Raw genomic sequence first — 23022 nt, 5'->3', positions numbered from 1 at the left:
AAGCGCCCAGGCGGGCCGATAGCCCTCATCGTCTAGCGGCCTAGGACGCCGCCCTTTCAAGGCGGTAGCACGGGTTCGAATCCCGTTGGGGGCACGCATCACCGTGTGCGACACTGTTCGTGCACAACGCTTGGTCCTGTGGAGCAGTTTGGAGTGCTCGCCACCCTGTCAAGGTGGAGGCCGCGGGTTCAAATCCCGTCAGGACCGCTGAGGTTTCCTCGGAAACCTCGCGGCTGGGTAGCTCAGTTGGTACGAGCGACCGCCTGAAAAGCGGTAGGTCGCCGGTTCGACCCCGGCCCCAGCCACAGCACAGACCCCGATCCCCGGATCGGGGTCTTGTTGTATGTGTCGTGACAGGCCGGCCGCGGGACAAAACCGTTCGCCAGTAATTTCCCGGGGATGAGATCCTGGATCGCGTATGTCTACGCACCCTGCCCCCGCCCCCGGTCCCCCCGCCTTCGGGGATCTCGCCGCCCGCCTGACCGAGCTGTCCCTGCGCGACGCGCACCGGCTCGGGCGCAGGCTCGAAGGCGCGCGCAGGATCCGCAAGCCGGAGGCGCGGGCCGCCGTGCTGTCCGAGATCGAGGCGGAGGTCGGCAAGGGCGAGGAGCGCGTGAGTGCGCGCCGTGCGCGCGTGCCCGCCGTGTCGTATCCCGAGCAGCTCCCGGTCAGCCAGAAGAAGGACGACATCGCGGCCGCCATCCGTGATCACCAGGTCGTGATCGTCGCCGGTGAGACGGGCTCCGGCAAGACGACCCAGATCCCGAAGATCTGCCTGGAGCTCGGCCGGGGCGTGAAGGGCATGATCGGGCACACCCAGCCCCGTCGTATCGCCGCCCGCACGGTCGCCGAGCGGGTCGCCGAGGAGCTGGACACCCCGCTCGGCGAGGCCGTCGGCTGGAAGGTGCGGTTCACCGACCAGGTGAACCAGGACGCGACCTTCGTGAAGCTGATGACGGACGGCATCCTGCTCGCCGAGATCCAGACCGACCGCGAGCTGCGCGCCTACGACACGATCATCATCGACGAGGCCCACGAGCGGTCCCTCAACATCGACTTCCTCCTCGGGTATCTGGCCCAGCTGCTGCCGAAGCGCCCCGACCTCAAGGTCGTCATCACCTCGGCGACCATCGACCCCGAGCGGTTCTCCCGGCACTTCGGTGACGCCCCGATCGTCGAGGTCAGCGGCCGGACGTATCCGGTGGAGGTGCGGTACCGCCCGCTCCTGGAAGAGGACTCGGACGACTCCGACCGCGACCAGATCACCGCGATCTGCGACGCTGTCGAGGAACTCCAGGGCGAGGGCAAGGGCGACATCCTCGTCTTCCTCTCCGGCGAGCGGGAGATCCGCGACACCGCGGACGCGCTGGTGAAGAAGAACTACCCCCGCGCCGGAGGCGCTAATGGGCAGGGCACCGAGGTCCTGCCCCTGTACGCCCGCCTCTCGCACGCCGAGCAGCACCGCGTCTTCCAGCAGCACACCGGGCGCAGGATCGTTCTGGCGACGAACGTCGCCGAGACCTCCCTCACCGTCCCGGGCATCAAGTACGTGATCGACCCCGGCTTCGCCCGGATCAGCCGCTACAGCCACCGCACCAAGGTCCAGCGGCTGCCCATCGAGCCGGTCTCGCAGGCCAGCGCCAACCAGCGCAAGGGCCGCTGCGGCCGTACGTCGGACGGCGTCTGCATCCGGCTGTACAGCGAAGAGGACTTCAACGGCAGGCCGGAGTTCACGGACGCCGAGATCCTGCGGACGAACCTCGCCTCCGTCATCCTCCAGATGACCGCGGCCGGCCTCGGCGACATCGAGAAGTTCCCGTTCATCGACCCGCCGGACCACCGCAATATCCGCGACGGCGTCCAACTCCTCCAGGAACTGGGCGCGTTGGACCCGGCGCAGAAGGACGTGCGCAAGCGGCTGACCGACACCGGCCGCAAGCTCGCCCAGCTGCCCGTCGATCCCCGCCTGGCCCGTATGGTCCTGGAGGCCGACAAGAACGGCTGTGTCCGCGAGGTCATGGTCATAGCCGCCGCGCTCTCCATCCAGGACCCGCGCGAACGCCCGGCCGACAAGCAGACCCAGGCCGACCAGCAGCACGCCCGCTTCAAGGACGAGACCAGCGACTTCCTCGCCTACCTCAACCTGTGGCGCTATGTCCGCGAGCAGCAGAAGGAGCGCGGCTCGTCGTCCTTCCGCCGGATGTGCAAGCAGGAGTACCTGAACTTCCTGCGCATCCGCGAGTGGCAGGACATCTACTCCCAACTGCGCACGGTCGCCAAGCAGATGGGCATCCATCTCAACGAGGACGACGCGCCCGACCAGAGCGTCCACGTCTCCCTCCTCGCCGGTCTGCTCTCGCACATCGGCATGAAGGACGTGAAGGACGGCAACAAGAACGAGTATCTCGGTGCCCGGAGCGCCAAGTTCGCGATCTTCCCGGGCTCGGCGCTCTTCAAGAAGCAGCCGCGGTTCGTCATGTCGGCGGAGCTGGTGGAGACCTCACGTCTCTGGGCGCGCGTCAACGCGAAGATCGAGCCGGAGTGGGTCGAGCCGCTCGCCGAGCACCTGCTGAAGCGGACGTACTCCGAACCGCACTGGGAGAAGGACCAGGCCGCGGTGATGGCGTACGAGAAGGTCACGCTGTACGGCGTGCCGATCGTCGCCCAGCGGAAGGTGAACTACGGCCGTATCGACCCGGAGTCGAGCCGTGAGCTCTTCATCCGCAACGCCCTGGTCGAGGGCGACTGGCGCACCCACCACAAGTTCTTCGCCGACAACCGCAAACTCCTCAGTGAGGTCGAGGAGTTGGAGCACCGGGCGCGGCGCCGGGACATCGTGGTCGACGACGACACGCTGTTCGACTTCTACGACCAGCGGGTGCCCGAACACGTGGTGTCCGGGGCGCACTTCGACTCGTGGTGGAAGCGCAAGCGCCACGAGCAGGAGGACTACCTCGACTTCGAGCGCGCGATGCTCATCCGGGAGTCGGCGGAGGCGGTCACGAAGGCCGACTACCCCGACTCGTGGCGGCAGGGGCCCTTGAAGTTCCGGGTGACGTACCAGTTCGAGCCGGGCGCGGACGCGGACGGTGTCACGGTCCACATCCCGCTCCAGGTCCTGAACCAGGTGACGGACGAGGGCTTCGACTGGCAGATCCCGGGTCTGCGGGAGGAGCTGGTGACGGAGCTGATCCGTTCCCTGCCCAAGCCGATCCGCCGCAACTACGTGCCGGCGCCGAACTTCGCGCGGCGGTTCCTGGATACGGCCGTCCCCCTCCAGGAGCCTTTGACGGTCACGATGGCCCGCGAGCTGAAGCGCATGGTCGGCGTGCCCTTCGACGCGGAGGACTTCGACTGGACGCGGGTCCCGGAGCATCTGCGGATCACCTTCCGGATCGTCGACGAGCGGCGCCGGAATCTGGCCGAGGACAAGGACCTGGAGGCGTTGCGGCTGAAGCTCAGGCCGAAGGCGCGCCAGGCCCTGTCCCAGGCGGCGGCCGCGACCGCGTCCCGCGAGGGCGGCGAGTCCTTGGAGCGCAAGGGCCTGACGGACTGGACGATCGGCACGCTCACGCGCGTCTTCGAGACCCGTCGCGCGGGCCAGCCGGTGAAGGCGTACCCGGCGCTGGTGGACGACGGCGACACCGTCTCGGTCCGGCTCTTCGACACGGAGGCGGAGCAGGCCGAGGCGATGTGGAAGGGCACGCGGCGGCTGATCGTGCGCAACATCCCGGTGAGTCCGGCGAAGTTCGCGTCCGAGAAGCTGACGAACCCCCAGAAGCTCGCCCTGTCGTCGAATCCGCACGGCTCGATCCAGGCGCTGTTCGACGACTGCGCCACCGCTGCGGCGGACAAGCTGATCGGGGACTTCGGGGGCCCGGCGTGGGACGAGGAGTCGTACCGGAAGCTGTACGACAAGGTGCGCGCCGAGATCGTCGACACCACGGTCCGTACGGTCGGGCAGGTGCAGCAGGTGCTCGCCGCCTGGCAGGCCTGTGAGCGGCGCCTGAAGGGCGTACGGAGCCCGGCGCTGCTGGCGAACCTGGCGGACGTGCGGGCGCAGCTGGACGCGTTGGTGAAGCCGGGGTTCGTGACGGCGACGGGATTGCGCCGGCTGCCCGACCTGATGCGTTACCTGGTCGCGGCGGACCGCCGTCTCCAGCAGATGCCGACGAACGTCCAGCGGGACACGACCCGTATGGAGAAGGTCCACGAGATGCAGGACGAGTACGCCTGGCTCCTGGAGCAGCTTCCGCAGGGCAGGCCCGTGCCTCAGCAGGTTCTGGACGTCCGCTGGATGATCGAGGAGCTGCGGGTCAGCTATTTCGCCCACGCGCTCGGCACGGCGTACCCGATCTCCGACAAGCGGATCGTGAAGACGATCGACACGCTCGCGCCGTGACGGCCCCCGCACACAGGGTGAGTTCGACCAGGACGTCCCTGCTCCTGTACAGTCCTTCTCGCAGCGCAACGCAGCAGTAAGCGCCGCGAAACCTGGTCCTGTGGAGCAGTTTGGAGTGCTCGCCACCCTGTCAAGGTGGAGGCCGCGGGTTCAAATCCCGTCAGGACCGCAATTGGAAGTCAGGCCCGCAACCCGGGAACGGGGAGCGGGCCTTCTTCATACCCACGGCACCCACACCGCGCCACCCTGTCAAGGTGGAGGCCGTGCCCGCGGCGCAGCCGCAATCAGCCACAGCAAATCCCGTCAGGACCGCAGTTGGAAGTCAGGCCCGCAACCCGGGAACGGGGAGCGGGCCTTCTTCATACCCACGGCACCCACACCGCGCCACCCTGTCAAGGCGGAGGCCGCGCCCGCGGCGCAGCCGCAATCAGACACAGCAAATCCCGTCAGGACCGCAGTTGGAAGTCAGGCCCGCAACCCGAGAACGGGGAGCGGGCCTTATTCGTGTGTGTACGGCCGGTCCAGGCCATCCCAGACCGTCCGGCGAAGTACGGGCGCGTTCAGGCAGTCTCAGCCCGTCCGGCGTTTGAGGACGAGACCGTTCAGGTCGAAGCGGGGCTGGGGGCGGCAGCCCCCAGGGTTGTCACTGCCGCGCGCCGTGAGGGGCTGGCGGCGTCCACGCCATCTTGACGGCGTCGCGTCGCACCGGTACCCAGAAACCAGGCCCCTGTCCCCAGCGGAGCCCGGAGGTGGCGTATGGCGGCAACGGCCAGGCACGAGACGCGGGCACTGCTGCGCGCACACCTGGCGGCCGCGTCGTCGTACCGGCATCTGACCCGCCACTGCCCGATCTGCCACCGCCTGTTGCGGCTGGCGATGGACTCCGCTCCACCGACCGTCACGGCCCCGGCCCCGGACGAGGCCGTGGAGGACGAAAGCCCCTCCCCGGCGTGATCGTCGACGGATCCCAACCCCCGCCCCACCGACGGGAGTCCGGGACGCGTGCCTCCTTTAGCGCACAGGAGCCAGAGGCAACAAGGACTCTGGCATGTGACGGGAGTCACCGCATGAGTTTTCAAAACTGTGGAACTTACCCCTCCCCTACAACAGGTCAATTTAATATGTGCAATTGCACTCCTGTTCGCACGCCCGCCAGGGGCCCCTCACAGGAGATCCGACACCCCTCCCCAGACTCCGACAAGGCCGCTCACAGGGCTGCCGGTCGCCCACCCTCCGCACACAAAAAAGATCGCGCTGGACTCGGCGGAGTCCAGCGCGATCGACGACGAGGTTGAGAATGGGCCCTGTTGGGGCAGGACCCGCGTCGCTTGGAGCCAGGGTTCGGGCGGCGCGGCCAACTGGGGGGCCAGCCGGTTTGCCCGTTATTCAGTTGTTCAGGCCTCGCTGCGCTGCTGCGGGATGCCCGCGAGCAGAGCGCGGACCTCGGCCTCGCGGTAACGGCGGTGCCCGCCGAGCGTACGGATCGACGTGAGCTTGCCGGCCTTCGCCCACCGCGTGACCGTCTTCGGGTCCACGCGGAACATCGTGGCGACCTCAGCCGGGGTCAGCAGCGGCTCGGCATCAGGGGTGCGAGCGGTCATGAGCGGCCTCCTCGGGAGAACCGATCGTTCTCGGTTCTTTCCTCTAAATTCTGCACCTTGACCCGCGTTGCCCGAAATGGCGGATGCGGGTCGAGTCGGTTATAGGACGAACGGCTTGTCCTCGGCACTACAACTACACCATCCGTCCAGCCGCGTCGGCCAAACCGATGGAATTGCCCCCCAGGTGTTCATCGGCGACGGAAGCCGATGGACCATGCCATAGCGGACAGTCACGCCACTGTGACGATCAGTCACAGAGCGATCAGGAGTCACCAGACCCCCCAAAGCGGAACCTCCCCCGGGCCCCTTGTCCTATTTTGGCATGAGGAGGGGCAAGAGATGCAAGAGCCGGGTACGTGCGGTCCGTCACGCTTGACACTCCGTGAGGTGTACGCCCGGATCGGGACCTACGTCCCTTGTCGGTGAGACTTCAGGGGAAGCTGACACCTTGAGCGAGGACGAAACCCCAAAACGGGCGTCAGGTCAAACGCCTGTTCGTGACATGGCGCACATTCAGTTCGCCGAGCGCCGGTCCCTGATGCCCCGCCAGCGCTCCACGAGCCGCCCGTAGGCCTCGCCCGCCGCGGCCCCGTCGCCGTGCCTGAGGGCCTCGATGCCCTCGGCCACGTCCGCCGCCGAGTGGTCGTCCTCCAGCTCGCCCGGCGGCAGCACATGCACCAGACCGCCGTAGTCGAGCTCGACCAGCGAGCGCGGGTGGAACTCCTCCAGCCAGCGCCCCACGTCGATCAGACCGTCGATGAGCGGTCCTTCGTCGATAGCGTCCTTGAGGGCCCTCAGAGCCCGCGCCACGCGCCGCCGGGCCTGCACCATGGGCGTCCGGTAGCGCAGCATCGGCGGGATCTCGCCGGAACCCTTGTCGAAGCGCCGCTCCTCGTCGGAGACGAGCACGAACCAGTTCAGCGGCACCTGCCAGGTCGCGGTCCGGATCCAGGGCCGGGCGTCCGGGTTCCGGGCGAGCCAGCGCTCGTAGTCCTGGGCCGTCTGGCGGCGTACGACCTCGGGCAGCACGGCGTCCAGGACCGGCCCCGGCAGCTCCTCCCCGAGCTCCTCCAGGGCCAGCCAGCCGCGCAGCCGCGTGCGCCACGGGCACACGCACACCACGCCGTCCACGTCGAGCACGAAGGCGTCGCTGCTCTCGTGCACCGGCACCGGGACCGGCGGGGTGGGCAGCAAGTCGGCCAGGGAGCGACGCAGTTCGTCCTGGTACGACGGACGGTCCGGGCGGCGGGCGTATCGGGCCCAGTGACTGCGCTCGGGCTCGGGGAAGGCGGCCAGCGGTTCGTACACGCGCAGATAGGTCGCGTACGGGACGATCACCGAGGACACCTTGGGCACGCCTGCTCTCTCCCCCGACGCCTGCCGGGAAAACCTGCGAAACCCGCACACAAACGCGCGGGAAAACTATGCAAATCGTCGCACGCCCGTCCCCCGGGAGAAGGTGATCCTGAGCACTGCACGGTCATGGGCCGTCACAAGCCCTAATCTCGTGCTCACAGGCCCCGCCACCCCTATGGGCGCCTGCGTCCCATCGCCGCAATTTACCCAGGAGTCACCACAGTGACCGACGTAACCGGCGCCGCTGCCGACGTGCTGCACACCCTGTTCCACTCGGACCAGGGCGGTCATGAGCAGGTCGTGCTCTGCCAGGACCGCAAGAGCGGCCTCAAGGCCGTCATCGCCCTCCACTCCACCGCGCTCGGCCCCGCCCTCGGCGGGACGCGCTTCTACCCGTACGCGAGCGAGCAGGAGGCCGTCGCCGACGCGCTGAACCTCGCGCGCGGAATGTCGTACAAGAACGCCATGGCCGGGCTCGACCACGGCGGCGGCAAGGCCGTGATCATCGGCGACCCTGAGCGCGACAAGAGCGAGGAACTGCTTCTCGCCTACGGCCGCTTCGTGGCCTCGCTCGGCGGCCGCTACGTCACCGCGTGCGACGTCGGCACCTACGTCGCCGACATGGACGTCGTCGCACGCGAGTGCCGCTGGACCACCGGCCGCTCCCCCGAGAGCGGCGGTGCCGGCGACTCCTCCGTCCTCACCGCCTTCGGCGTCTACCAGGGCATGCGGGCCAGCGCACAGCACCTGTGGGGCGATCCCTCGCTGCGCGACCGCAGGATCGGCGTCGCGGGCGTCGGCAAGGTCGGGCACCACCTGGTGGAGCACCTCCTCGAGGAGGGCGCCGAGGTCCTGATCACGGACGTACGCCAGGAGGCCGTGGAGCGGATCGCCGGCCGGCACCCCTCCGTCTGCCCCGTGGCCGACACCGACACGCTGATCCGCACCGAGGGTCTCGACATCTACGCCCCCTGCGCGCTCGGCGGAGCCCTGAACGACGTCTCCGTGCCGGCGCTGACCGCGAGGATCGTCTGCGGCGCCGCCAACAACCAGCTCGAGCACCCGGGCGTGGAGAAGGACCTCGCCGACCGCGGGATCCTCTACGCGCCGGATTACGTGGTGAACGCCGGCGGGGTCATCCAGGTCGCCGACGAACTGCACGGGTTCGACTTCGACCGGTGCCGGGCGAAGGCCGCGAAGATCTTCGACACCACTCTGGCGATCTTCGCACGTGCGAAGGAGGACGGGATTCCGCCGGCCGCGGCGGCCGACCGGATCGCCGAGCAGCGGATGCACGAGGCGGCCAGGAAACCGGTGCGCTGACGTTTGACCGGTACCCGTCGGCGCACACTTAGAGAGAACTCTCACGTTCGTCGGCGGGTCGGCCGCGAAGAAGTGGTTAAAATCGCGGTTGACCAGCGGGGACGGGGCTCCCCGAGGGTTCTGGGCAAGGCCACGTGCTGCGGGCGACGTACCGTATGGGCGTGGGCTCAGGTACCGTGGAAGCCCTACGGACCGGTCTCTCTGCGGAGAGCCCGTTCTAGATCATGAACGCGTGTCAAGACTCTGGGGCCACCGAGCCCCGTATTCGAGGGGGTCGAGCCATGGGGCGCGGCCGGGCAAAGGCCAAGCAGACGAAGGTCGCCCGCCAGCTGAAGTACAGCAGCGGCGGGACTGACCTCTCGCGTCTGGCCAATGAGCTGGGCGCTTCGACTTCGAGTCAGCCGCCGAATGGCGAGCCGTTCGAGGACGACGAGGAAGACGACCCGTACGCCCAGTACGCGGATCTCTACAACGATGACGAGGACGAGGACGACGAGTCCGGTCCTGCGTCTCAACGCCGCGGAGCTTGACGACCCAGCTGTGCGTAACCCGGTCCGGGGTGGTCCACACCACCGGACCGGGTTTTGCGCTGCCTGTCAGTTCCTAGGCGTAGTCACCGACGAGTTCGGCGCCCGTGGTGTGGTCACCGCGGTCCGTGATCTCGCCCGCGACCCATGACTCGACCCCGCGGTCGGCCAGGGTGGCCAGGGCGACGTCCGCCGACTCCTCGGGCACGATCGCGATCATGCCGACGCCCATGTTCAGGGTCTTCTCCAGCTCCAGGCGCTCGACCTGACCCGTCCTGCCGACGAGGTCGAAGATCGGGCCCGGTGTCCAGCTGGTGCGGTCCACGACGGCGTGCAGGCCGTCGGGGATCACACGGGCCAGGTTGGCCGCCAGACCGCCGCCGGTGACGTGCGAGAAGGCGTGCACCTCGGCCGTGCGGATCAGGGCCAGGCAGTCCAGGGAGTAGATCTTGGTGGGCTCCAGGAGTTCCTCACCGAGCGTGCGGCCGAGCTCGTCGATCCGGGCGTCCAGGGCGAGGCCCGCCTGGTTCAGGAGCACATGCCGCACGAGCGAGTACCCGTTCGAGTGAAGACCCGAGGCCGCCATGGCGATGACCGCGTCACCCTTACGGATGCGATCCGCGCCGAGCAGCCGGTCGGCCTCCACGACGCCCGTACCGGCGCCGGCGACGTCGAAGTCGTCCGGGCCGAGCAGACCCGGGTGCTCGGCCGTCTCGCCGCCCACCAGGGCGCAGCCGGCGAGCACACAGCCCTCGGCGATGCCCTTGACGATCGCGGCGACGCGCTCGGGGTGGACCTTGCCGACACAGATGTAGTCGGTCATGAACAGCGGCTCGGCACCGCACACCACGATGTCGTCCATGACCATCGCGACCAGGTCGTGGCCGATGGTGTCGTAGACGCCCAGCTGGCGCGCGATGTCGACCTTGGTGCCGACGCCGTCGGTGGCGGAGGCGAGCAGGGGACGCTCGAAGCGCTTGAGGGCGGAGGCGTCGAAGAGTCCGGCGAAACCGCCGAGGCCGCCGAGGACCTCGGGTCGCTGGGTCTTCTTCACCCACTCCTTCATCAGTTCTACGGCGCGGTCGCCCGCCTCGATGTCGACGCCCGCGGCTGCGTAGCTGGCACCAGTTGTCTCAGACATGGCTAGTGAGAACTTTCGTGTCGTACGGCAGGTATGACGGGCTGCCTACGGGCGACGGATCGCGTCGGCCGCGGCCGTGGCGGCGGGCCCTGCGGCCAGCTCGGTCTCCAGGAGCTGCTTGCCGAGCAGCTCGGGGTCCGGGAGCTCCATCGGGTACTCGCCGTCGAAGCAGGCGCGGCAGAGGTTCGGCTTGGCGATGGTGGTCGCCTCGATCATGCCGTCGATGGAGATGTACGCCAGGGAGTCGGCGCCGAGTGAGGTGCCGATCTCGTCGATGGTCATGCCGTTGGCGATGAGCTCGGCGCGGGTGGCGAAGTCGATGCCGAAGAAGCAGGGCCACTTCACGGGGGGCGAGGAGATCCGGATGTGGACCTCGGCGGCGCCCGCCTCGCGGAGCATGCGGACCAGGGCGCGCTGGGTGTTGCCGCGGACGATCGAGTCGTCGACGACGACCAGACGCTTGCCCTTGATGACTTCCTTGAGCGGGTTCAGCTTCAGGCGGATGCCGAGCTGGCGAATGGTCTGGGAGGGCTGGATGAACGTACGGCCGACGTAGGCGTTCTTCACCAGGCCCGCACCGAAGGGGATGCCGGAGGCTTCCGCGTAGCCGATGGCCGCCGGGGTGCCGGATTCCGGGGTCGCTATGACCAGGTCGGCCTCGACGGGCGCTTCCTTGGCGAGCTTGCGGCCCATCTCCACGCGGGAGAGGTACACGTTCCGGCCCGCGATGTCGGTGTCGGGGCGCGCCAGATAGACGTACTCGAAGACACAGCCCTTGGGCTTCGCTTCCGCGAATCGGGAGGTGCGCAGGCCGTTCTCGTCGATGGCGACGAACTCGCCCGGCTCGATCTCGCGGACGTAGCTCGCGCCGCAGATGTCGAGGGCGGCGGACTCGGAGGCGACGACCCAGCCGCGCTCCAGGCGGCCGAGGACCAGCGGGCGGATGCCCTGCGGGTCGCGGGCGGCGTAGAGGGTGTGCTCGTTCATGAAGACGAGCGAGAAGGCGCCCTGGACCTGGGGGAGGACCACGGGAGCGGCCTCCTCGATGGTCAGCGGCTTGCCGTCCGCGTCGACCTGGGCCGCGAGGAGCGCGGTGAGCAGGTCGGTGTCGTTGGTGGCGGCCACACGCGGGCTGCGGCCCTCCTGCTTGGGCAGGTCGGCGACCATCTCGGCGAGCTGCGCCGTGTTGACCAGGTTGCCGTTGTGGCCGAGCGCGATGGAGCCGTGCGCGGTGGCACGGAACGTCGGCTGGGCGTTCTCCCACACGGAGGCACCGGTGGTCGAGTAGCGGGCGTGACCGACCGCGATATGACCCTGGAGCGAACCGAGCGAGGTCTCGTCGAAGACCTGGGAAACGAGGCCCATGTCCTTGAAGACGAGGATCTGGGAGCCGTTACTGACCGCGATTCCCGCGGATTCCTGGCCCCGATGCTGGAGGGCGTAGAGCCCGAAGTAGGAGAGCTTGGCGACCTCTTCGCCCGGAGCCCAGACACCGAAGACGCCGCAAGCGTCCTGGGGGCCCTTCTCACCGGGGAGCAGGTCGTGGTTGAGTCGTCCGTCACCACGTGGCACGGCTCCGAGTGTAGGCGAGATCGACCACTGGTCCGAATTCGCGGAGAGTGGGCTTTCTTACTCCGCGTGGGCCGTAACGCTCTCGCCGGAGGCGCCCGTGATCTTCAGGGAATCAAGTTCCTGCTGGTAGGAGACCTTGCCGGAGAGGATTTCGGCGAGTTCGCGCTCGGCCTTCATCACCGGGCCCGAGCACATCATGCGTGTGGTCGCGAGGCGCCCGAACGCGATGGTGCCGTCCTTGACGGTGGCCCTGCCGTTGAAGGTGTTGCAGCCGAGGCTGCCGGTGACGGTGTTGTTCTTGGTGAGGGTGAGGTAGGCGTTCTCGCCGAGGGACCAGCGAGTGCCCTTGAGGGCGGGGGCCTTCTTCTCGCGCAGGGTGATGGTGTCGTTCTGCGGGCTGGTCAGCGTGAGGGTCCTGGCACCTGACCGCCCCTCCAGCTCGGCCTTGAGGTCGTTGTCGAAGACGCCGACGAACTTCTCCTCGAAAGTCCCCACCGCTCCTTGGCAGCCCATGAGTGTCCTGACGAGGTCGGAGACCTTCACGGTGTCGCCCTGGATGTCCACATCGGCGCCGATGCTGTTGCAGCCCACGGAACCCCCGGACTTGCCGCCGTCGACCTCCGGTTCGGCGGCGCCGGGCTTGAACGTGATGTGAGCGTTCCTGGGAGCACCCTTCTCGGGCAGGACGTAGTCCTTGCCGTCGACGGTGACCTTCTGGGGCACCCAGGAGGTGTCCGCGATCGTGGAGACGTCGTCGGTCCTGGTCCCCACGGTCTCCGTGCCACAGGCGGCCAGGACGGTGGTCCCGGCCAGGGCTGCGGCCGCGTACTTGGCGTATGTCGTCCGCTTCATGACTCTTTGACGCATGAGGCGGGCGGTGGGTTCGGTGCCGTTATCAGTCTGTTGTCATGTTCGCCGACAGTATGTCGGCGCGTCCGTGCGCTCAGCTCATGACCGGCAGCAGTCCGCCCAGGTCCGCCCGTTCCCCGCTCGCGCTTACCTGGGCCGCGTCGAGTGCGTCCTTCCAGGTCAGCCGCCCGGTGGCGAGCCGGATCCAGGTCAGCGGGTCGGTCTCGACGACGTTCGGCGGGGTGCCGCGGGTGTGCTTCGGCCCCTCGACGCATTGCACGACGGCGTACGGCGGCACCCGCACCTCGGTCGAACCGCCGGGCGCCTTCGCGGCGAGGGCGTCGGCGAGGAGGCGCGTGCAGGCGGCGAGGGCCTGACGGTCGTAGGGGATGTCGAGGCCGGCGACGGCGGCGCTCAGGTCGTCGGTGTGGACGACGAGTTCGACGGTGCGGGTGACCAGGTAGTCGGCGAGGGGCAGCGCGCCGGCGTTGGTCTCCAGGAGCCGGGTGCCCGGGTGGGTGTCCAGCAGCTCGGTCAGGGTCCGGTCGACGTCGGTGAGGTAGGCGTCGAGGTCGGGGTGCTGCTCGGCCAGGCCCCGGGTGAAGTCGGCGATGGCGGCGGAGCTGGCGGAGGTGGCGAACGGCCAGTCGAGCAGCACGGCGTCCTGACGCGCGGGCGCGGGCCGGTCCAGGGCCCGGTGGACGGCCGTGACCGCCATCCCGATGTGCGCGACCAGCTCCCGTACGGTCCACTCACCCAGCCGCGTCCGCAGCGCCAGTTGCTCGGGGGTCAGGGTCCGTACGGCCTCCCGTACGTTCCCGAGCTGGGCCTGAACGGCCGTGCGGATCTTGGCGGGGTCGTAGGCGCGGGCGCGCTTCCTGGCCGTGGGCATGGCGGTGAGCCTAGTCGGCGCGGGAGTCGGACAAGGAGGGAAGCCCCGCGAAGGCCCCGTCCGTCACAACGACGGGCGGGGCCTTCGGGGGCGTACGGCCTCGGCCTACTTGAGCAGGGCCGGGATCGTGTCCTCGTGCGCCCGGCGCAGCTCCTCCAGGGTCAGTTCGAACTCGCCCTGGAGCTCGACGGTGTCCCCGTCCACGACACCGATACGCGTGACCGGCAGGCCCCGCGCACCACACATGTCGTTGAAGCGGAGTTCCTCCGAGCGCGGTACGGCGACGACCGCGCGGCCCGCGGACTCGGAGAAGAGGAGGGTGAAGGCGTCCAGCCCGTCCGGTACGACCAGACGCGCGCCCTTGCCGCCGAGCAGCGCCGACTCCACGACCGCCTGGATCAGGCCGCCGTCGGAGAGGTCGTGCGCGGAGTCGATCATGCCGTCGCGGGAGGCGGAGATCAGGATCTCGGCGAGCAGCCGCTCGCGCTCCAGGTCCACCTGCGGGGGCAGCCCGCCCAGGTGGTCGTGGACGACCTGCGACCAGGCCGAGCCGCCGAACTCCTCACGCGTGTCGCCGAGGAGGTAGATCAGCTGGCCCTCCTCCTGGAAGGCGACCGGCGTACGGCGGGCGACGTCGTCGATGACACCCAGGACCGCGACCACGGGGGTCGGGTGGATGGCGACCTCGCCCGTCTGGTTGTAGAGGGAGACGTTGCCGCCGGTCACCGGGGTGCCCAACTGCTGGCAGGCGTCGGCCAGTCCACGGATGGCCTCTGCGAACTGCCACATCACCGCCGGGTCTTCGGGCGAGCCGAAGTTCAGGCAGTCCGACACCGCGAGCGGCTTGGCTCCCGTCGTGGCGACATTGCGGTACGCCTCCGACAGAGCCAGCTGGGCGCCCGCGTAGGGATCCAGCTTCGCGTAGCGGCCGTTGCCGTCCGTCGCGATGGCGACGCCGAGGCCGGTCTCCTCGTCGATGCGGATCATGCCCGAGTCCTCCGGCTGGGCCAGCACCGTGTTGCCCTGCACGAAGTGGTCGTACTGCGAGGTGATCCACTTCTTGGAGGCCTGGTTCGGAGAGGACACCAGCTTCAGGACCTGGTCCTTCAGTTCCTCACTCGAAGCCGGCCGCGGCAGCTTGTTCGCGTCGTCCGCCTGGAGCTCGTCCTGCCAGGACGGGCGGGCGTACGGGCGCTCGTAGACCGGGCCGTCGTGCGCGACCGTGCGCGGGTCGACGTCGACGATCTTGCCGCCGTGCCAGTAGATCTCCAGGCGGTCGCCGTCGGTGACCTCACCGATGACGGTGGCGATGACGTCCCACTTGTCGCAGATCTCCAGGAACCGGTCGACCTTCTCCGGCTCGACGACCGCGCACATGCGTTCCTGCGACTCGCTCATGAGGATTTCCTCGGGCGAGAGCGTCGAATCGCGCAGGGGTACGTCGTCCAGGGTGACGCGCATGCCGCCCGAGCCGTTGGAGGCGAGCTCGGAGGTGGCACAGGACAGACCGGCCGCGCCGAGGTCCTGGATGCCGACGACCAGCTTCTCCTGGAACGCCTCCAGGGTGCACTCGATGAGGAGCTTCTCCTGGAAGGGGTCGCCGACCTGCACGGCCGGACGCTTCGACGGCTTGGCGTCGTCGAAGGTCTCCGAGGCCAGGATCGACGCGCCGCCGATACCGTCACCGCCCGTGCGGGCCCCGTACAGGATGACCTTGTTGCCCGCGCCGGAGGCCTTCGCGAGGTGGATGTCCTCGTGCCGCATCACGCCGATGGCACCGGCGTTGACCAGCGGGTTGCCCTGATAGCAGGCGTCGAAGACGACCTCGCCGCCGATGTTCGGCAGGCCCAGGCAGTTGCCGTAGCCGCCGATGCCGGCGACGACACCGGGGAGCACGCGCTTGGTGTCCGGGTGGTCGGCAGCGCCGAAGCGCAGGGGGTCGACCACGGCCACCGGCCGCGCACCCATCGCGATGATGTCGCGGACGATGCCGCCGACACCCGTGGCCGCGCCCTGGTAGGGCTCGACGTACGAGGGGTGGTTGTGCGACTCGACCTTGAAGGTGACCGCGTAACCCTGGCCGACGTCCACGACGCCCGCGTTCTCACCGATGCCGACGAGCAGCGCATCGCTCTGCGGGGCCTTCTCGCCGAACTGGCGGAGGTGGACCTTGGAGGACTTGTAGCTGCAGTGCTCGGACCACATGACCGAGTACATGGCGAGCTCGGCGCCGGTGGGCCGACGGCCGAGGATCTCCACGACCCGCTCGTACTCGTCCTTCTTCAGGCCGAGTTCGGCCCAGGGCAGCTCGACGTCGGGGGTCGCGGCCGCGTGCTCGACCGTGTCCAGAGGCGTCCGGCTCATGCGTTGACCAGCTTCTTGAGGATCGAGGTGAAGAAGGGGAGGCCGTCGGTGCGGCCGGTGCCGATGAGCGGCTCCACGGCGTGCTCCGGGTGCGGCATCAGACCTACGACATTGCCCGCCTCGTTGGTGATGCCGGCGATGTCCCGCAGCGAGCCGTTCGGGTTGAAGTCGAGGTAGCGGAACGCGACCCGGCCCTCGGCCTCCAGCTTGTCGAGCGTGTACTCGTCGGCGACGTACCGGCCGTCCATGTTCTTCAGCGGGATGTTGATCTCCTGGCCGGCCGAGTAGTCGGTCGTCCAGGCGGTGTCCGCGTTCTCCACCCGCAGTTTCTGGTCGCGGCAGATGAAGTGGAGGTGGTCGTTGCCGAGCATCCCGCCCGGGAGGAGGTGGGCCTCGGTGAGGATCTGGAAGCCGTTGCAGATGCCGAGGACCGGGAGGCCGGCCTTCGCCTGCTCGATGAGGGGCTCCATCACCGGCGAGAAGCGCGCGATGGCACCCGCGCGCAGATAGTCGCCGTAGGAGAAACCGCCGCACAGCACCACGGCGTCGACCTGGTGGAGGTCCTTGTCCTTGTGCCAGAGCGCGACCGGTTCGGCGCCCGCGAGGCGGATCGCGCGCTGGGTGTCCCGGTCGTCGAGGCTGCCGGGGAAAGTGACGACGCCAATACGAGCGGTCACTTCGCGGCCTCCGCGACTTCCTCCACCTTGACGGTGAAGTCCTCGATCACGGTGTTGGCGAGGAAGGATTCCGCAAGATCGTGGATGCGGGCGAGCGCGGCCTCGTCGACCGGTCCGTCAACTTCCAGTTCGAATCGCTTTCCCTGACGTACGTCCGAGATGCCGTCGAAACCCAGTCGCGGCAGTGCACGCTGCACCGCCTGGCCCTGGGGGTCGAGGATCTCCGGCTTGAGCATGACGTCGACTACGACGCGTGCCACTGGCACTCCCGGTGGTGTGGTGCTGAGCAGGTTCCTTCAGACTACCCGCACAAAATTTCTACGCGCGTTGAGTTGTAGGAAACTACGTGACGGCCATCACGGCCCAGCACCGGGGCGGACGTCCGTGAAAATTTCCCGGAAAGATCTCAGATCGACACCCGATACCTATTGCGCTCGGACACGCGGAAGGATTTAGTCGAGCTTCACAATGCATTGTCGGGCACTGTACAAATGAATTGACAACGTGCCGCACGAAGGGACCGATATTCGTGGCGCAGAAGGTCGTGGTCACTCTCTTTGACGACATCGACGGCTCGGAAGCGGCGGAAACGATCGCCTTCGGACTCGACGGCAAGTCGTACGAGATCGACCTGAATCAAGCCAATGCCAAGAAACTGCGTAAGGCACTCGAGCCCTACGTGGAGGCCGGCCGCAAGCGGTCCAGGTCCGGCAAGGCGTACCGGCAGACCGAGGTCGCTCCCGACCCGGCGGCCGTCCGGGCCTGGGCCCAGGCCAACAAGATGGACGTCCCCGCCCGCGGACGGATCCCCAAGAAGGTCTACGAGGCGTTCGCCGAGGCGCGGTAGCGCCCGTCGACGCCGGGTCACCCGCCCCTCGGGCCAACCGACTTGCGTTGCACCCCACCTGGTCAGCTAGAGTCTGGAGCACGCCGAGGGGCGAGGCCGAAAAGGCCCAGCTCACGGAGTACACGCGGGTGTAGTTCAGTAGTAGAACATCCCCCTTCCAGGGGGAAGGCGCAGTGTGCAATTCCTGTCACCCGCTCTGCATCGCCGTCCGGACCACTCTGGTGGATCGGGTAGGATGGTGCCCGCGCCGATCGGTGAGAGCCGGTCGGAGGCAATGCGGACGTAGCTCAGTTGGTAGAGCGCAACCTTGCCAAGGTTGAGGTCGCCAGTTCGAACCTGGTCGTCCGCTCCACGAAGAAGACCCCGGTCATCGCGACCGGGGTCTTTTTTCATGGCCCGGTGCACCGTCTGACATTTGTCATACGGAGTGGTGACAGCCCGCACTGCTGTCGCATCCGGTCCGCCGGGACGCTGGCTTCATGAACACCGACGAACACGAACACGTGATTGAGGTCACCGGCCTACGGCGTGTGTACGGGGGCGGGTTCGAGGCCGTGCGGGGAATCAGCTTCACCGTGGACCGCGGAGAGGTCTTCGCCCTGCTCGGCACCAACGGCGCCGGCAAGACGTCCACCGTCGAACTCCTCGAGGGGCTCGCCCCGCCGACCGACGGGCGGATCCGCGTCCTGGGCCATGATCCGTACGCCGAGCGGGCCGCCGTGCGCCCGCGTACCGGGGTGATGCTCCAGGAGGGCGGCTTCCCGTCCGAGCTGACCGTCGACGAGACCGCGCGGATGTGGGCGGGCTGCGTCAGCGGGGCCCGGCCGCCGCTCGAGGTGCTGGAACTCGTCGGGCTCGCGCGGCGGACCGGCGTACGGGTCAAGCAGTTGTCCGGAGGCGAGCGGCGGCGCCTCGACCTGGCGCTCGCGCTGCTCGGCGACCCCGAGGTGCTGTTCCTCGACGAGCCGACGACCGGACTCGACGCCGAAGGGCGCCGGGACACCTGGGAGTTGGTGCGGGCGCTGCGGGACCGTGGCACGACCGTGCTGCTCACCACGCACTACCTGGAGGAGGCCGAGGATCTCGCCGACCGGCTGGCCATCCTCCACGAGGGGCGGATCGCGGCCACGGGGACACCTGCCGAGGTGACCGCCGCGCAGCCGGCGCGGATCTCGTTCGAGTTGCCGGAGGGGTACTTCGTGGGAGACCTGCCACCGCTCGGGGAGCTGGGGGTGTGCGGACACGAGATCGACGGCGGGCTCGTACGGCTTCGGACGCGGGAGCTGCAGCGGACGGCCACCGAACTGCTGGTGTGGGCCGGAAGGGCCGGGGTCGAACTGCGGCGGCTCGATGTGCGGTCGGCCTCGCTGGAGGAGGCGTTCCTGGGGATCGCGGCGCGTGAGGAGGTGTCGGTATGAGCACGGTCACCACTCCCACCAGCAGGCTGGGCGCCCTCGCCCGCGCCGAGTTCACGCTGCTCGGACGCAGCAAGGCCACGCTCGTCGCGGCCGTGCTGGTGCCGCTCGCGCTACCGTTCAGCCTGCGGTCCGTCGTGGACGACATGGACGTCGAGGAGGCCGGGCTGAGCGTCGGCCTGGTCCTGCTGCCGGCCGCGGTCGGCTTCGCCCTGTTGTTCGGTGTGTACGGCGCCCTCGTCGCGATCTACACCTCCCGGCGCGAGGAACTGGTGCTGAAGCGGCTGCGCACCGGGGAGCTGCGGGACGTCGAGATCCTCTGCGGCACCGCGCTGCCGATCGGCGCGACCGGGCTCACGCAGTCCCTGGTGCTGGTGGCCGCGAGCACGGCCCTGCTCGACGTGCCCGCTCCGCACGCGCCCCATCTCGCCGCCCTGGGACTGCTGCTGGGTCTGGTGATGTGCGCCGCGCTCGCGGCCGTGACGGCGGCCGTGACCCGGACCGTGGAGAGCGCGCAGGTCACCACGCTGCCGTTCGTGATCATCTCGATGGTCCTCTCGGGCGTCACCGTACCCCTGGAAATGCTGCCCGACAGGTTCGCGTCGGTGTGCGAACTGCTGCCGCTGTCGCCCGTGATCACCCTGGTCCGCGGCGGCTGGGCGGGCACGCTCTCGGCGTACGAGGCCCTGGGCGCCATCGGGACCGCGGTGGCCTGGACCGTGCTGGCCGTGTTTGCTGTACAGCGGTGGTTCCGGTGGGAGCCGAGGCGCTGACGTACGGGGAGAGCATGCGCGAGGCAGGGGGCTGGTGGCGGCGCAAGAGCACGCCGGCGAAGGTGGAGACGTACACGCGCTGGTCGTTCCACTTCTTCGCGCTGATCTACGTCGCCTCGGTCGGACTGCCGGTCTTCGGGAAGGTGACGGGGCAGCTCGCGGTCTGGCTGGTGCTGCTGGTGTGCGCGCATGCCGTGGTGTGTGCGGTGACCGCGTCGCGGGCGCTGGACTGGACGCGTGGGCGGCGCGAGCAGCCGGTGCGGATGCTGTGGGTGCTCGGGGCGGTCACCGTGGTCATCTCCGTCGCGGTGATCGGCATCGCCGAGCGGGGTCCGGACGACGACGGTCTCGACAGGGCGGCGGTCTCGGTCTTCGTGGGCGTGCTGACCTTCGCGGCCGGGATCGGCGCGCTCGGCGTCCGCAGGCGACGGCGGGTGCTCGCGCTCGTGGGCGGCATCGCCGCGGGCGCCGCGCTCGGTGGCTTTCCCCTGGGTTACGGCGTCCCGGAGTCACTGGTCACCGGGATGGTGGTGCTGGTTGCCGCCGGCTTCCTCGCCTTCACCTCCGTCTTCTCCGTCTGGCTCCTGAACGCCGTCTACGAACTCGACACGGCCCGGGAGACCCGCGCGCGGCTCGCCGTCGCCGAGGAACGGCTGCGGTTCGGGCGGGACCTGCACGACGTGATGGGGCGGAACCTGGCCGTGATCGCGTTGAAGAGCGAACTGGCCGTGCAGCTGGCGCGCCGGGGGCGGGACGAGGCCGTGGACCAGATGACCGAGGTGCAGCGGATCGCACACGAGACGCAGCGCGAGGTGCGGGATGTCGTACGGGGCTACCGGGAGGCCGATCTCGGGATCGAACTCACGGGAGCGCAAGGGGTGCTGACCGCCGCGGGCATCACCTGCACGGTCACCGGGGAGCCGAACGGGCTGCCCGCCGAGGTGCAGTCGGCGCTCGGCTGGGTGGTACGGGAGGCCACCACGAACGTCCTGCGGCACGGGGACGCCAAGCTGTGCGTGGTGGCTCTGCGGAGCGAGGGGGAGCGGGTGGTGCTGACCGTGGAGAACGACGGGGCGTCGCGCTCACCGGGCACCGGCGGGTCCGGGCTCGCCGGACTGCGTGAGCGACTCGCGGCCGTGGCGGGGACGCTGGAGGCGGGACCTGTCCGCGGGGGCGTGTTCCGGCTGGTGGCGGAGGTGCCGCTGGGGGCGATGGAGGGGGGCTTGTGATGGGGCGCGTGGCGTCGGAGGGATGGGTTCTTGATCGCGCGGGTGGTGTGGGAGGGGGTGGTCCGTGACCGTGCACGTGGTGTTCCGGAGGTCGTCTCGTGACCGTGCGTGTGGTGTCGGCGGGGGTGGGCGCGTGTTCGAGGGGGTGGGCGCGCTCGTGACCGTGCGCGTGCTGTTCGAGGGGATGGCCTCGTGACCGTGCAGGTGGTGTCGGGGGGATGGGTTCGTGACCGTACGTGTGGTGTCGGCGGGGGTGGGCGCGTGTTCGACGGGGTGGGCGCGCTCGTGACCGTGCGCGTGCTGTTCGAGGGGATGGGCTCGTGAGCGTGCGGGTGTTGCTCGCTGATGACGAGCATTTGATTCGGGGCGCGCTTGCCGCGCTGCTGTCCCTGGAGGACGACCTCGCGATCGTCGCGGAGGCGGCGACCGGTCCCGAAGCGCTGGCGATGGCGCGGGCGCACGAGCCCGACGTGGCCGTACTCGATCTCCAGATGCCCGGCGCGGACGGTGTGAAGGTCGCCACATCCCTGCGGACCGAGCTGCCCTCGTGCAAGGTGCTGATCGTCACCAGTCACGGGCGGCCCGGGCATCTCAAGCGGGCGCTGGAGGCCGGTGTGCGGGGGTTCGTTCCCAAGACCGTGAGCGCGCAGCGGCTCGCGGAGATCATCCGCACGGTGCACGAGGGAAACCGTTACGTCGACCCCGAATTGGCCGCCGACGCGATCTCCGCCGGGGACTCCCCCCTCACCGCGCGGGAGGCCGAGGTACTGGAACTCGCCGCCGACGGGGCGCCCGTCGCGGAGATCGCCGAACGGGCCGCGCTGTCGCAGGGGACCGTACGGAACTATCTGTCGTCGGCCGTCTCCAAGCTGGGGGCCGAGAACCGTCACACGGCCGTGCGCCTCGCACGCGAGCGAGGTTGGGTATAGTGGTTCTCGCGCCACGGCGCATGCGAACGTAGCTCAGTTGGTAGAGCGCAACCTTGCCAAGGTTGAGGTCGCGAGTTCGAACCTCGTCGTTCGCTCTGTTGGCGAAAGCCCCCCGGTATTCACCGGGGGGCTTTTCCGTTACGACGTTACGACCAGCTCATGCCCGTCAGACGCTCGTACGCCTCGATGTACTTGGCGCGGGTACGGTCCACGACCTCCTGCGGCAGCGGCGGCGGGGGCCGCTCGCTCTTCCTGTCCCAGCCGGACTCCGCCGAGGTCAGCCAGTCGCGCACGAACTGCTTGTCGTACGACGGCTGCGCGTGCCCCGGCTCCCACTGATCGGCCGGCCAGAAGCGGGAGGAGTCCGGCGTGAGGACCTCGTCCGCGACGACCAGGGTCTCCCCGTCGAAGCCGAACTCGAACTTGGTGTCCGCGAGGATGATCCCGCGGTCGCGGGCGATGTCCCGGCCCCGTGAGTACACCCCGAGGGTCGCCTGGCGCAGCTGGGCCGCGGTGTCGGCGCCGACCTGGCGGGCGACCTCCTCGTAGGAGACGTTCTCGTCGTGCTCGCCGACGGCGGCCTTGGTGGCCGGGGTGAAGATCGGGGCGGGGAGCTCGCTGCCGTCGACCAGGCCCTCGGGGAGGGCGAGGCCGCAGACCGTCCGGGACTCGTTGTACTCCAGCAGTCCGGAGCCGGTGAGATAGCCGCGGGCGACGGCTTCCACGGGGACCATCTGGAGCGACTTGCAGACCATGGTGCGGCCCGCCCAGTCGGCGGGGGCGCCTTCCGGTACGGCCGTACTCAGGACGTGGTTCGGCAGCAGGTCGGCGATCTGGTCGAACCACCACAGAGACAGCTGGGTGAGGACGCGGCCCTTGTCGGGGATCTCGGTCGGCAGCACCCAGTCGAAGGCGGAGATGCGGTCACTGGCGACCATCACGAGGTCGCCCGCCTCGTTCTGGTACAGCTCGCGCACCTTGCCGGTGTGCAGGTGCACCAGGCCCGGAACCTGGAGCGGCTCGGGCTTTTCTACGAATCCGGACACGGTTCCTCCCCGTGAGTATGTCCAACGGGTCGATTGTCCCGTACGGGGCGCTGACCTTGGACTTGGGGTGCGCTGAGGG

Annotated in this window: 19 protein-coding genes and 7 tRNA genes; 16 read left to right on the top strand and 10 right to left on the bottom strand. The window is 69.0% G+C overall.

Annotated elements, in window-relative coordinates; all coding sequences use genetic code 11:
• The first annotated feature begins 21 nt into the window (after positions 1 to 21).
• The 6 genes from M2157_RS24990 (at position 22) to M2157_RS24965 (ending at position 5356) form a co-directional block, all read left to right on the top strand.
• A tRNA-Glu gene (locus tag M2157_RS24990) sits at positions 22 to 94 on the top strand.
• Positions 95 to 132: 38 nt separating this feature from the next.
• Positions 133 to 207 (top strand) — tRNA-Asp (locus M2157_RS24985).
• Between the two features lie 24 nt (positions 208 to 231).
• A tRNA-Phe gene (locus M2157_RS24980) sits at positions 232 to 305 on the top strand.
• A 113-nt stretch (positions 306 to 418) separates the two neighbouring features.
• Positions 419 to 4402, top strand: a complete 3984-nt coding sequence (gene hrpA, locus M2157_RS24975) for an ATP-dependent RNA helicase HrpA (protein ID WP_280866248.1) — start codon at positions 419 to 421, stop codon at positions 4400 to 4402.
• 94 nt (positions 4403 to 4496) lie between these two features.
• Positions 4497 to 4571, top strand: a tRNA-Asp gene (locus M2157_RS24970).
• A 587-nt stretch (positions 4572 to 5158) separates the two neighbouring features.
• On the top strand, positions 5159 to 5356 hold the full coding sequence (locus M2157_RS24965) for a DUF6274 family protein (RefSeq protein WP_280858680.1): 198 nt from the start codon (positions 5159 to 5161) through the stop codon (positions 5354 to 5356).
• 440 nt (positions 5357 to 5796) lie between these two features.
• On the opposite strand, the gene bldC is transcribed toward M2157_RS24965, so the two are convergent.
• Both bldC and M2157_RS24955 read right to left on the bottom strand, forming a co-directional pair.
• Positions 5797 to 6003: a developmental transcriptional regulator BldC gene (gene bldC, locus M2157_RS24960; protein ID WP_003949541.1), complete on the bottom strand. Its 207-nt coding sequence runs from the start codon at positions 6001 to 6003 to the stop codon at positions 5797 to 5799.
• Positions 6004 to 6516: 513 nt separating this feature from the next.
• The gene (locus tag M2157_RS24955; RefSeq protein ID WP_280858681.1) at positions 6517 to 7359 is read right to left on the bottom strand and encodes a hypothetical protein; all 843 of its coding nucleotides are present in this window, start codon (positions 7357 to 7359) and stop codon (positions 6517 to 6519) included.
• Between the two features lie 222 nt (positions 7360 to 7581).
• On the opposite strand from M2157_RS24955, the gene M2157_RS24950 reads away from it, so the two are divergent.
• Together M2157_RS24950 and M2157_RS24945 are read left to right on the top strand one after the other, a co-directional pair.
• Positions 7582 to 8682, top strand: a complete 1101-nt coding sequence (locus M2157_RS24950) for a Glu/Leu/Phe/Val dehydrogenase dimerization domain-containing protein (RefSeq protein WP_280866247.1) — start codon at positions 7582 to 7584, stop codon at positions 8680 to 8682.
• A 281-nt stretch (positions 8683 to 8963) separates the two neighbouring features.
• Positions 8964 to 9212 (top strand): DUF3073 domain-containing protein, encoded by a 249-nt coding sequence (locus M2157_RS24945; protein ID WP_053849467.1) that lies wholly within the window; start codon positions 8964 to 8966, stop codon positions 9210 to 9212.
• A gap of 73 nt (positions 9213 to 9285) precedes the next feature.
• On the opposite strand, the gene purM is transcribed toward M2157_RS24945, so the two are convergent.
• The 7 genes from purM to purS all read right to left on the bottom strand — a co-directional run bounded on the left by purM (position 9286) and on the right by purS (position 16964).
• Complete coding sequence (gene purM, locus M2157_RS24940) at positions 9286 to 10350, bottom strand: phosphoribosylformylglycinamidine cyclo-ligase (protein WP_280858683.1); 1065 nt, start codon at positions 10348 to 10350, stop codon at positions 9286 to 9288.
• A 45-nt stretch (positions 10351 to 10395) separates the two neighbouring features.
• Positions 10396 to 11922, bottom strand: a complete 1527-nt coding sequence (gene purF, locus M2157_RS24935) for an amidophosphoribosyltransferase (protein WP_280858684.1) — start codon at positions 11920 to 11922, stop codon at positions 10396 to 10398.
• A gap of 57 nt (positions 11923 to 11979) precedes the next feature.
• Positions 11980 to 12774, bottom strand: coding sequence for an META domain-containing protein (locus M2157_RS24930; RefSeq protein WP_280866246.1), 795 nt, complete (start codon positions 12772 to 12774; stop codon positions 11980 to 11982).
• A gap of 91 nt (positions 12775 to 12865) precedes the next feature.
• On the bottom strand, positions 12866 to 13663 hold the full coding sequence (locus M2157_RS24925; RefSeq protein ID WP_280858686.1) for a maleylpyruvate isomerase family mycothiol-dependent enzyme: 798 nt from the start codon (positions 13661 to 13663) through the stop codon (positions 12866 to 12868).
• Positions 13664 to 13768: 105 nt separating this feature from the next.
• The gene (gene purL, locus M2157_RS24920) at positions 13769 to 16027 is read right to left on the bottom strand and encodes a phosphoribosylformylglycinamidine synthase subunit PurL (RefSeq protein WP_280858687.1); all 2259 of its coding nucleotides are present in this window, start codon (positions 16025 to 16027) and stop codon (positions 13769 to 13771) included.
• Positions 16024 to 16704 (bottom strand): phosphoribosylformylglycinamidine synthase subunit PurQ, encoded by a 681-nt coding sequence (gene purQ / locus M2157_RS24915; protein WP_057609335.1) that lies wholly within the window; start codon positions 16702 to 16704, stop codon positions 16024 to 16026. The genes purL and purQ overlap by 4 nt, the downstream gene beginning before the upstream one ends.
• On the bottom strand, positions 16701 to 16964 hold the full coding sequence (gene purS / locus M2157_RS24910; protein ID WP_007383088.1) for a phosphoribosylformylglycinamidine synthase subunit PurS: 264 nt from the start codon (positions 16962 to 16964) through the stop codon (positions 16701 to 16703). The genes purQ and purS overlap by 4 nt, the downstream gene beginning before the upstream one ends.
• 269 nt (positions 16965 to 17233) lie before the next feature.
• On the opposite strand from purS, the gene M2157_RS24905 reads away from it, so the two are divergent.
• The 8 genes from M2157_RS24905 to M2157_RS24870 all read left to right on the top strand — a co-directional run bounded on the left by M2157_RS24905 (position 17234) and on the right by M2157_RS24870 (position 21992).
• Positions 17234 to 17551 (top strand): Lsr2 family protein, encoded by a 318-nt coding sequence (locus M2157_RS24905; protein WP_020124273.1) that lies wholly within the window; start codon positions 17234 to 17236, stop codon positions 17549 to 17551.
• Positions 17552 to 17675: 124 nt separating this feature from the next.
• Positions 17676 to 17747 (top strand) — tRNA-Gly (locus M2157_RS24900).
• 80 nt (positions 17748 to 17827) lie between these two features.
• Positions 17828 to 17903, top strand: a tRNA-Gly gene (locus tag M2157_RS24895).
• A 127-nt stretch (positions 17904 to 18030) separates the two neighbouring features.
• Positions 18031 to 18969, top strand: coding sequence for an ABC transporter ATP-binding protein (locus M2157_RS24890; protein WP_280858688.1), 939 nt, complete (start codon positions 18031 to 18033; stop codon positions 18967 to 18969).
• On the top strand, positions 18966 to 19739 hold the full coding sequence (locus M2157_RS24885; protein ID WP_280866245.1) for an ABC transporter permease: 774 nt from the start codon (positions 18966 to 18968) through the stop codon (positions 19737 to 19739). Before M2157_RS24890 ends, M2157_RS24885 begins: the two co-directional genes overlap by 4 nt.
• A 14-nt stretch (positions 19740 to 19753) precedes the next feature.
• Positions 19754 to 20968 carry a histidine kinase gene (locus M2157_RS24880; RefSeq protein WP_280858689.1) on the top strand — a complete coding sequence of 405 codons (1215 nt, stop codon included), beginning with the start codon at positions 19754 to 19756 and terminating at the stop codon, positions 20966 to 20968.
• Between the two features lie 320 nt (positions 20969 to 21288).
• Positions 21289 to 21897: a response regulator transcription factor gene (locus tag M2157_RS24875; protein ID WP_280866244.1), complete on the top strand. Its 609-nt coding sequence runs from the start codon at positions 21289 to 21291 to the stop codon at positions 21895 to 21897.
• A 22-nt stretch (positions 21898 to 21919) separates the two neighbouring features.
• Positions 21920 to 21992, top strand: a tRNA-Gly gene (locus M2157_RS24870).
• A gap of 51 nt (positions 21993 to 22043) precedes the next feature.
• Here the strand turns inward: M2157_RS24870 and M2157_RS24865 are convergent.
• Positions 22044 to 22943 (bottom strand): phosphoribosylaminoimidazolesuccinocarboxamide synthase, encoded by a 900-nt coding sequence (locus M2157_RS24865; RefSeq protein WP_280866243.1) that lies wholly within the window; start codon positions 22941 to 22943, stop codon positions 22044 to 22046.
• Positions 22944 to 23022: the final 79 nt, after the last annotated feature.

The sequence above is a fragment of the Streptomyces sp. SAI-127 genome (genome assembly GCF_029894425.1).
In the GTDB taxonomy this organism is placed as follows: Bacteria; Actinomycetota; Actinomycetes; order Streptomycetales; family Streptomycetaceae; genus Streptomyces.
This window is presented reverse-complemented; position numbering and strand designations above follow the sequence as displayed.

What these genes read in the sequence shown, in the direction of transcription:
- M2157_RS24930 (WP_280866246.1), bottom strand. Translation starts at nt 12,774, where the DNA reads ATGAAGCGGACGACATACGCCAAGTACGCGGCCGCAGCCCTGGCCGGG.
- M2157_RS24890 (WP_280858688.1), top strand. Translation starts at nt 18,031, where the DNA reads ATGAACACCGACGAACACGAACACGTGATTGAGGTCACCGGCCTACGG.
- purL (WP_280858687.1), bottom strand. Translation starts at nt 16,027, where the DNA reads ATGAGCCGGACGCCTCTGGACACGGTCGAGCACGCGGCCGCGACCCCC.
- M2157_RS24965 (WP_280858680.1), top strand. Translation starts at nt 5,159, where the DNA reads ATGGCGGCAACGGCCAGGCACGAGACGCGGGCACTGCTGCGCGCACAC.
- hrpA (WP_280866248.1), top strand. Translation starts at nt 419, where the DNA reads ATGTCTACGCACCCTGCCCCCGCCCCCGGTCCCCCCGCCTTCGGGGAT.
- bldC (WP_003949541.1), bottom strand. Translation starts at nt 6,003, where the DNA reads ATGACCGCTCGCACCCCTGATGCCGAGCCGCTGCTGACCCCGGCTGAG.
- M2157_RS24945 (WP_053849467.1), top strand. Translation starts at nt 8,964, where the DNA reads ATGGGGCGCGGCCGGGCAAAGGCCAAGCAGACGAAGGTCGCCCGCCAG.
- purM (WP_280858683.1), bottom strand. Translation starts at nt 10,350, where the DNA reads ATGTCTGAGACAACTGGTGCCAGCTACGCAGCCGCGGGCGTCGACATC.
- M2157_RS24880 (WP_280858689.1), top strand. Translation starts at nt 19,754, where the DNA reads ATGCGCGAGGCAGGGGGCTGGTGGCGGCGCAAGAGCACGCCGGCGAAG.
- M2157_RS24885 (WP_280866245.1), top strand. Translation starts at nt 18,966, where the DNA reads ATGAGCACGGTCACCACTCCCACCAGCAGGCTGGGCGCCCTCGCCCGC.
- M2157_RS24925 (WP_280858686.1), bottom strand. Translation starts at nt 13,663, where the DNA reads ATGCCCACGGCCAGGAAGCGCGCCCGCGCCTACGACCCCGCCAAGATC.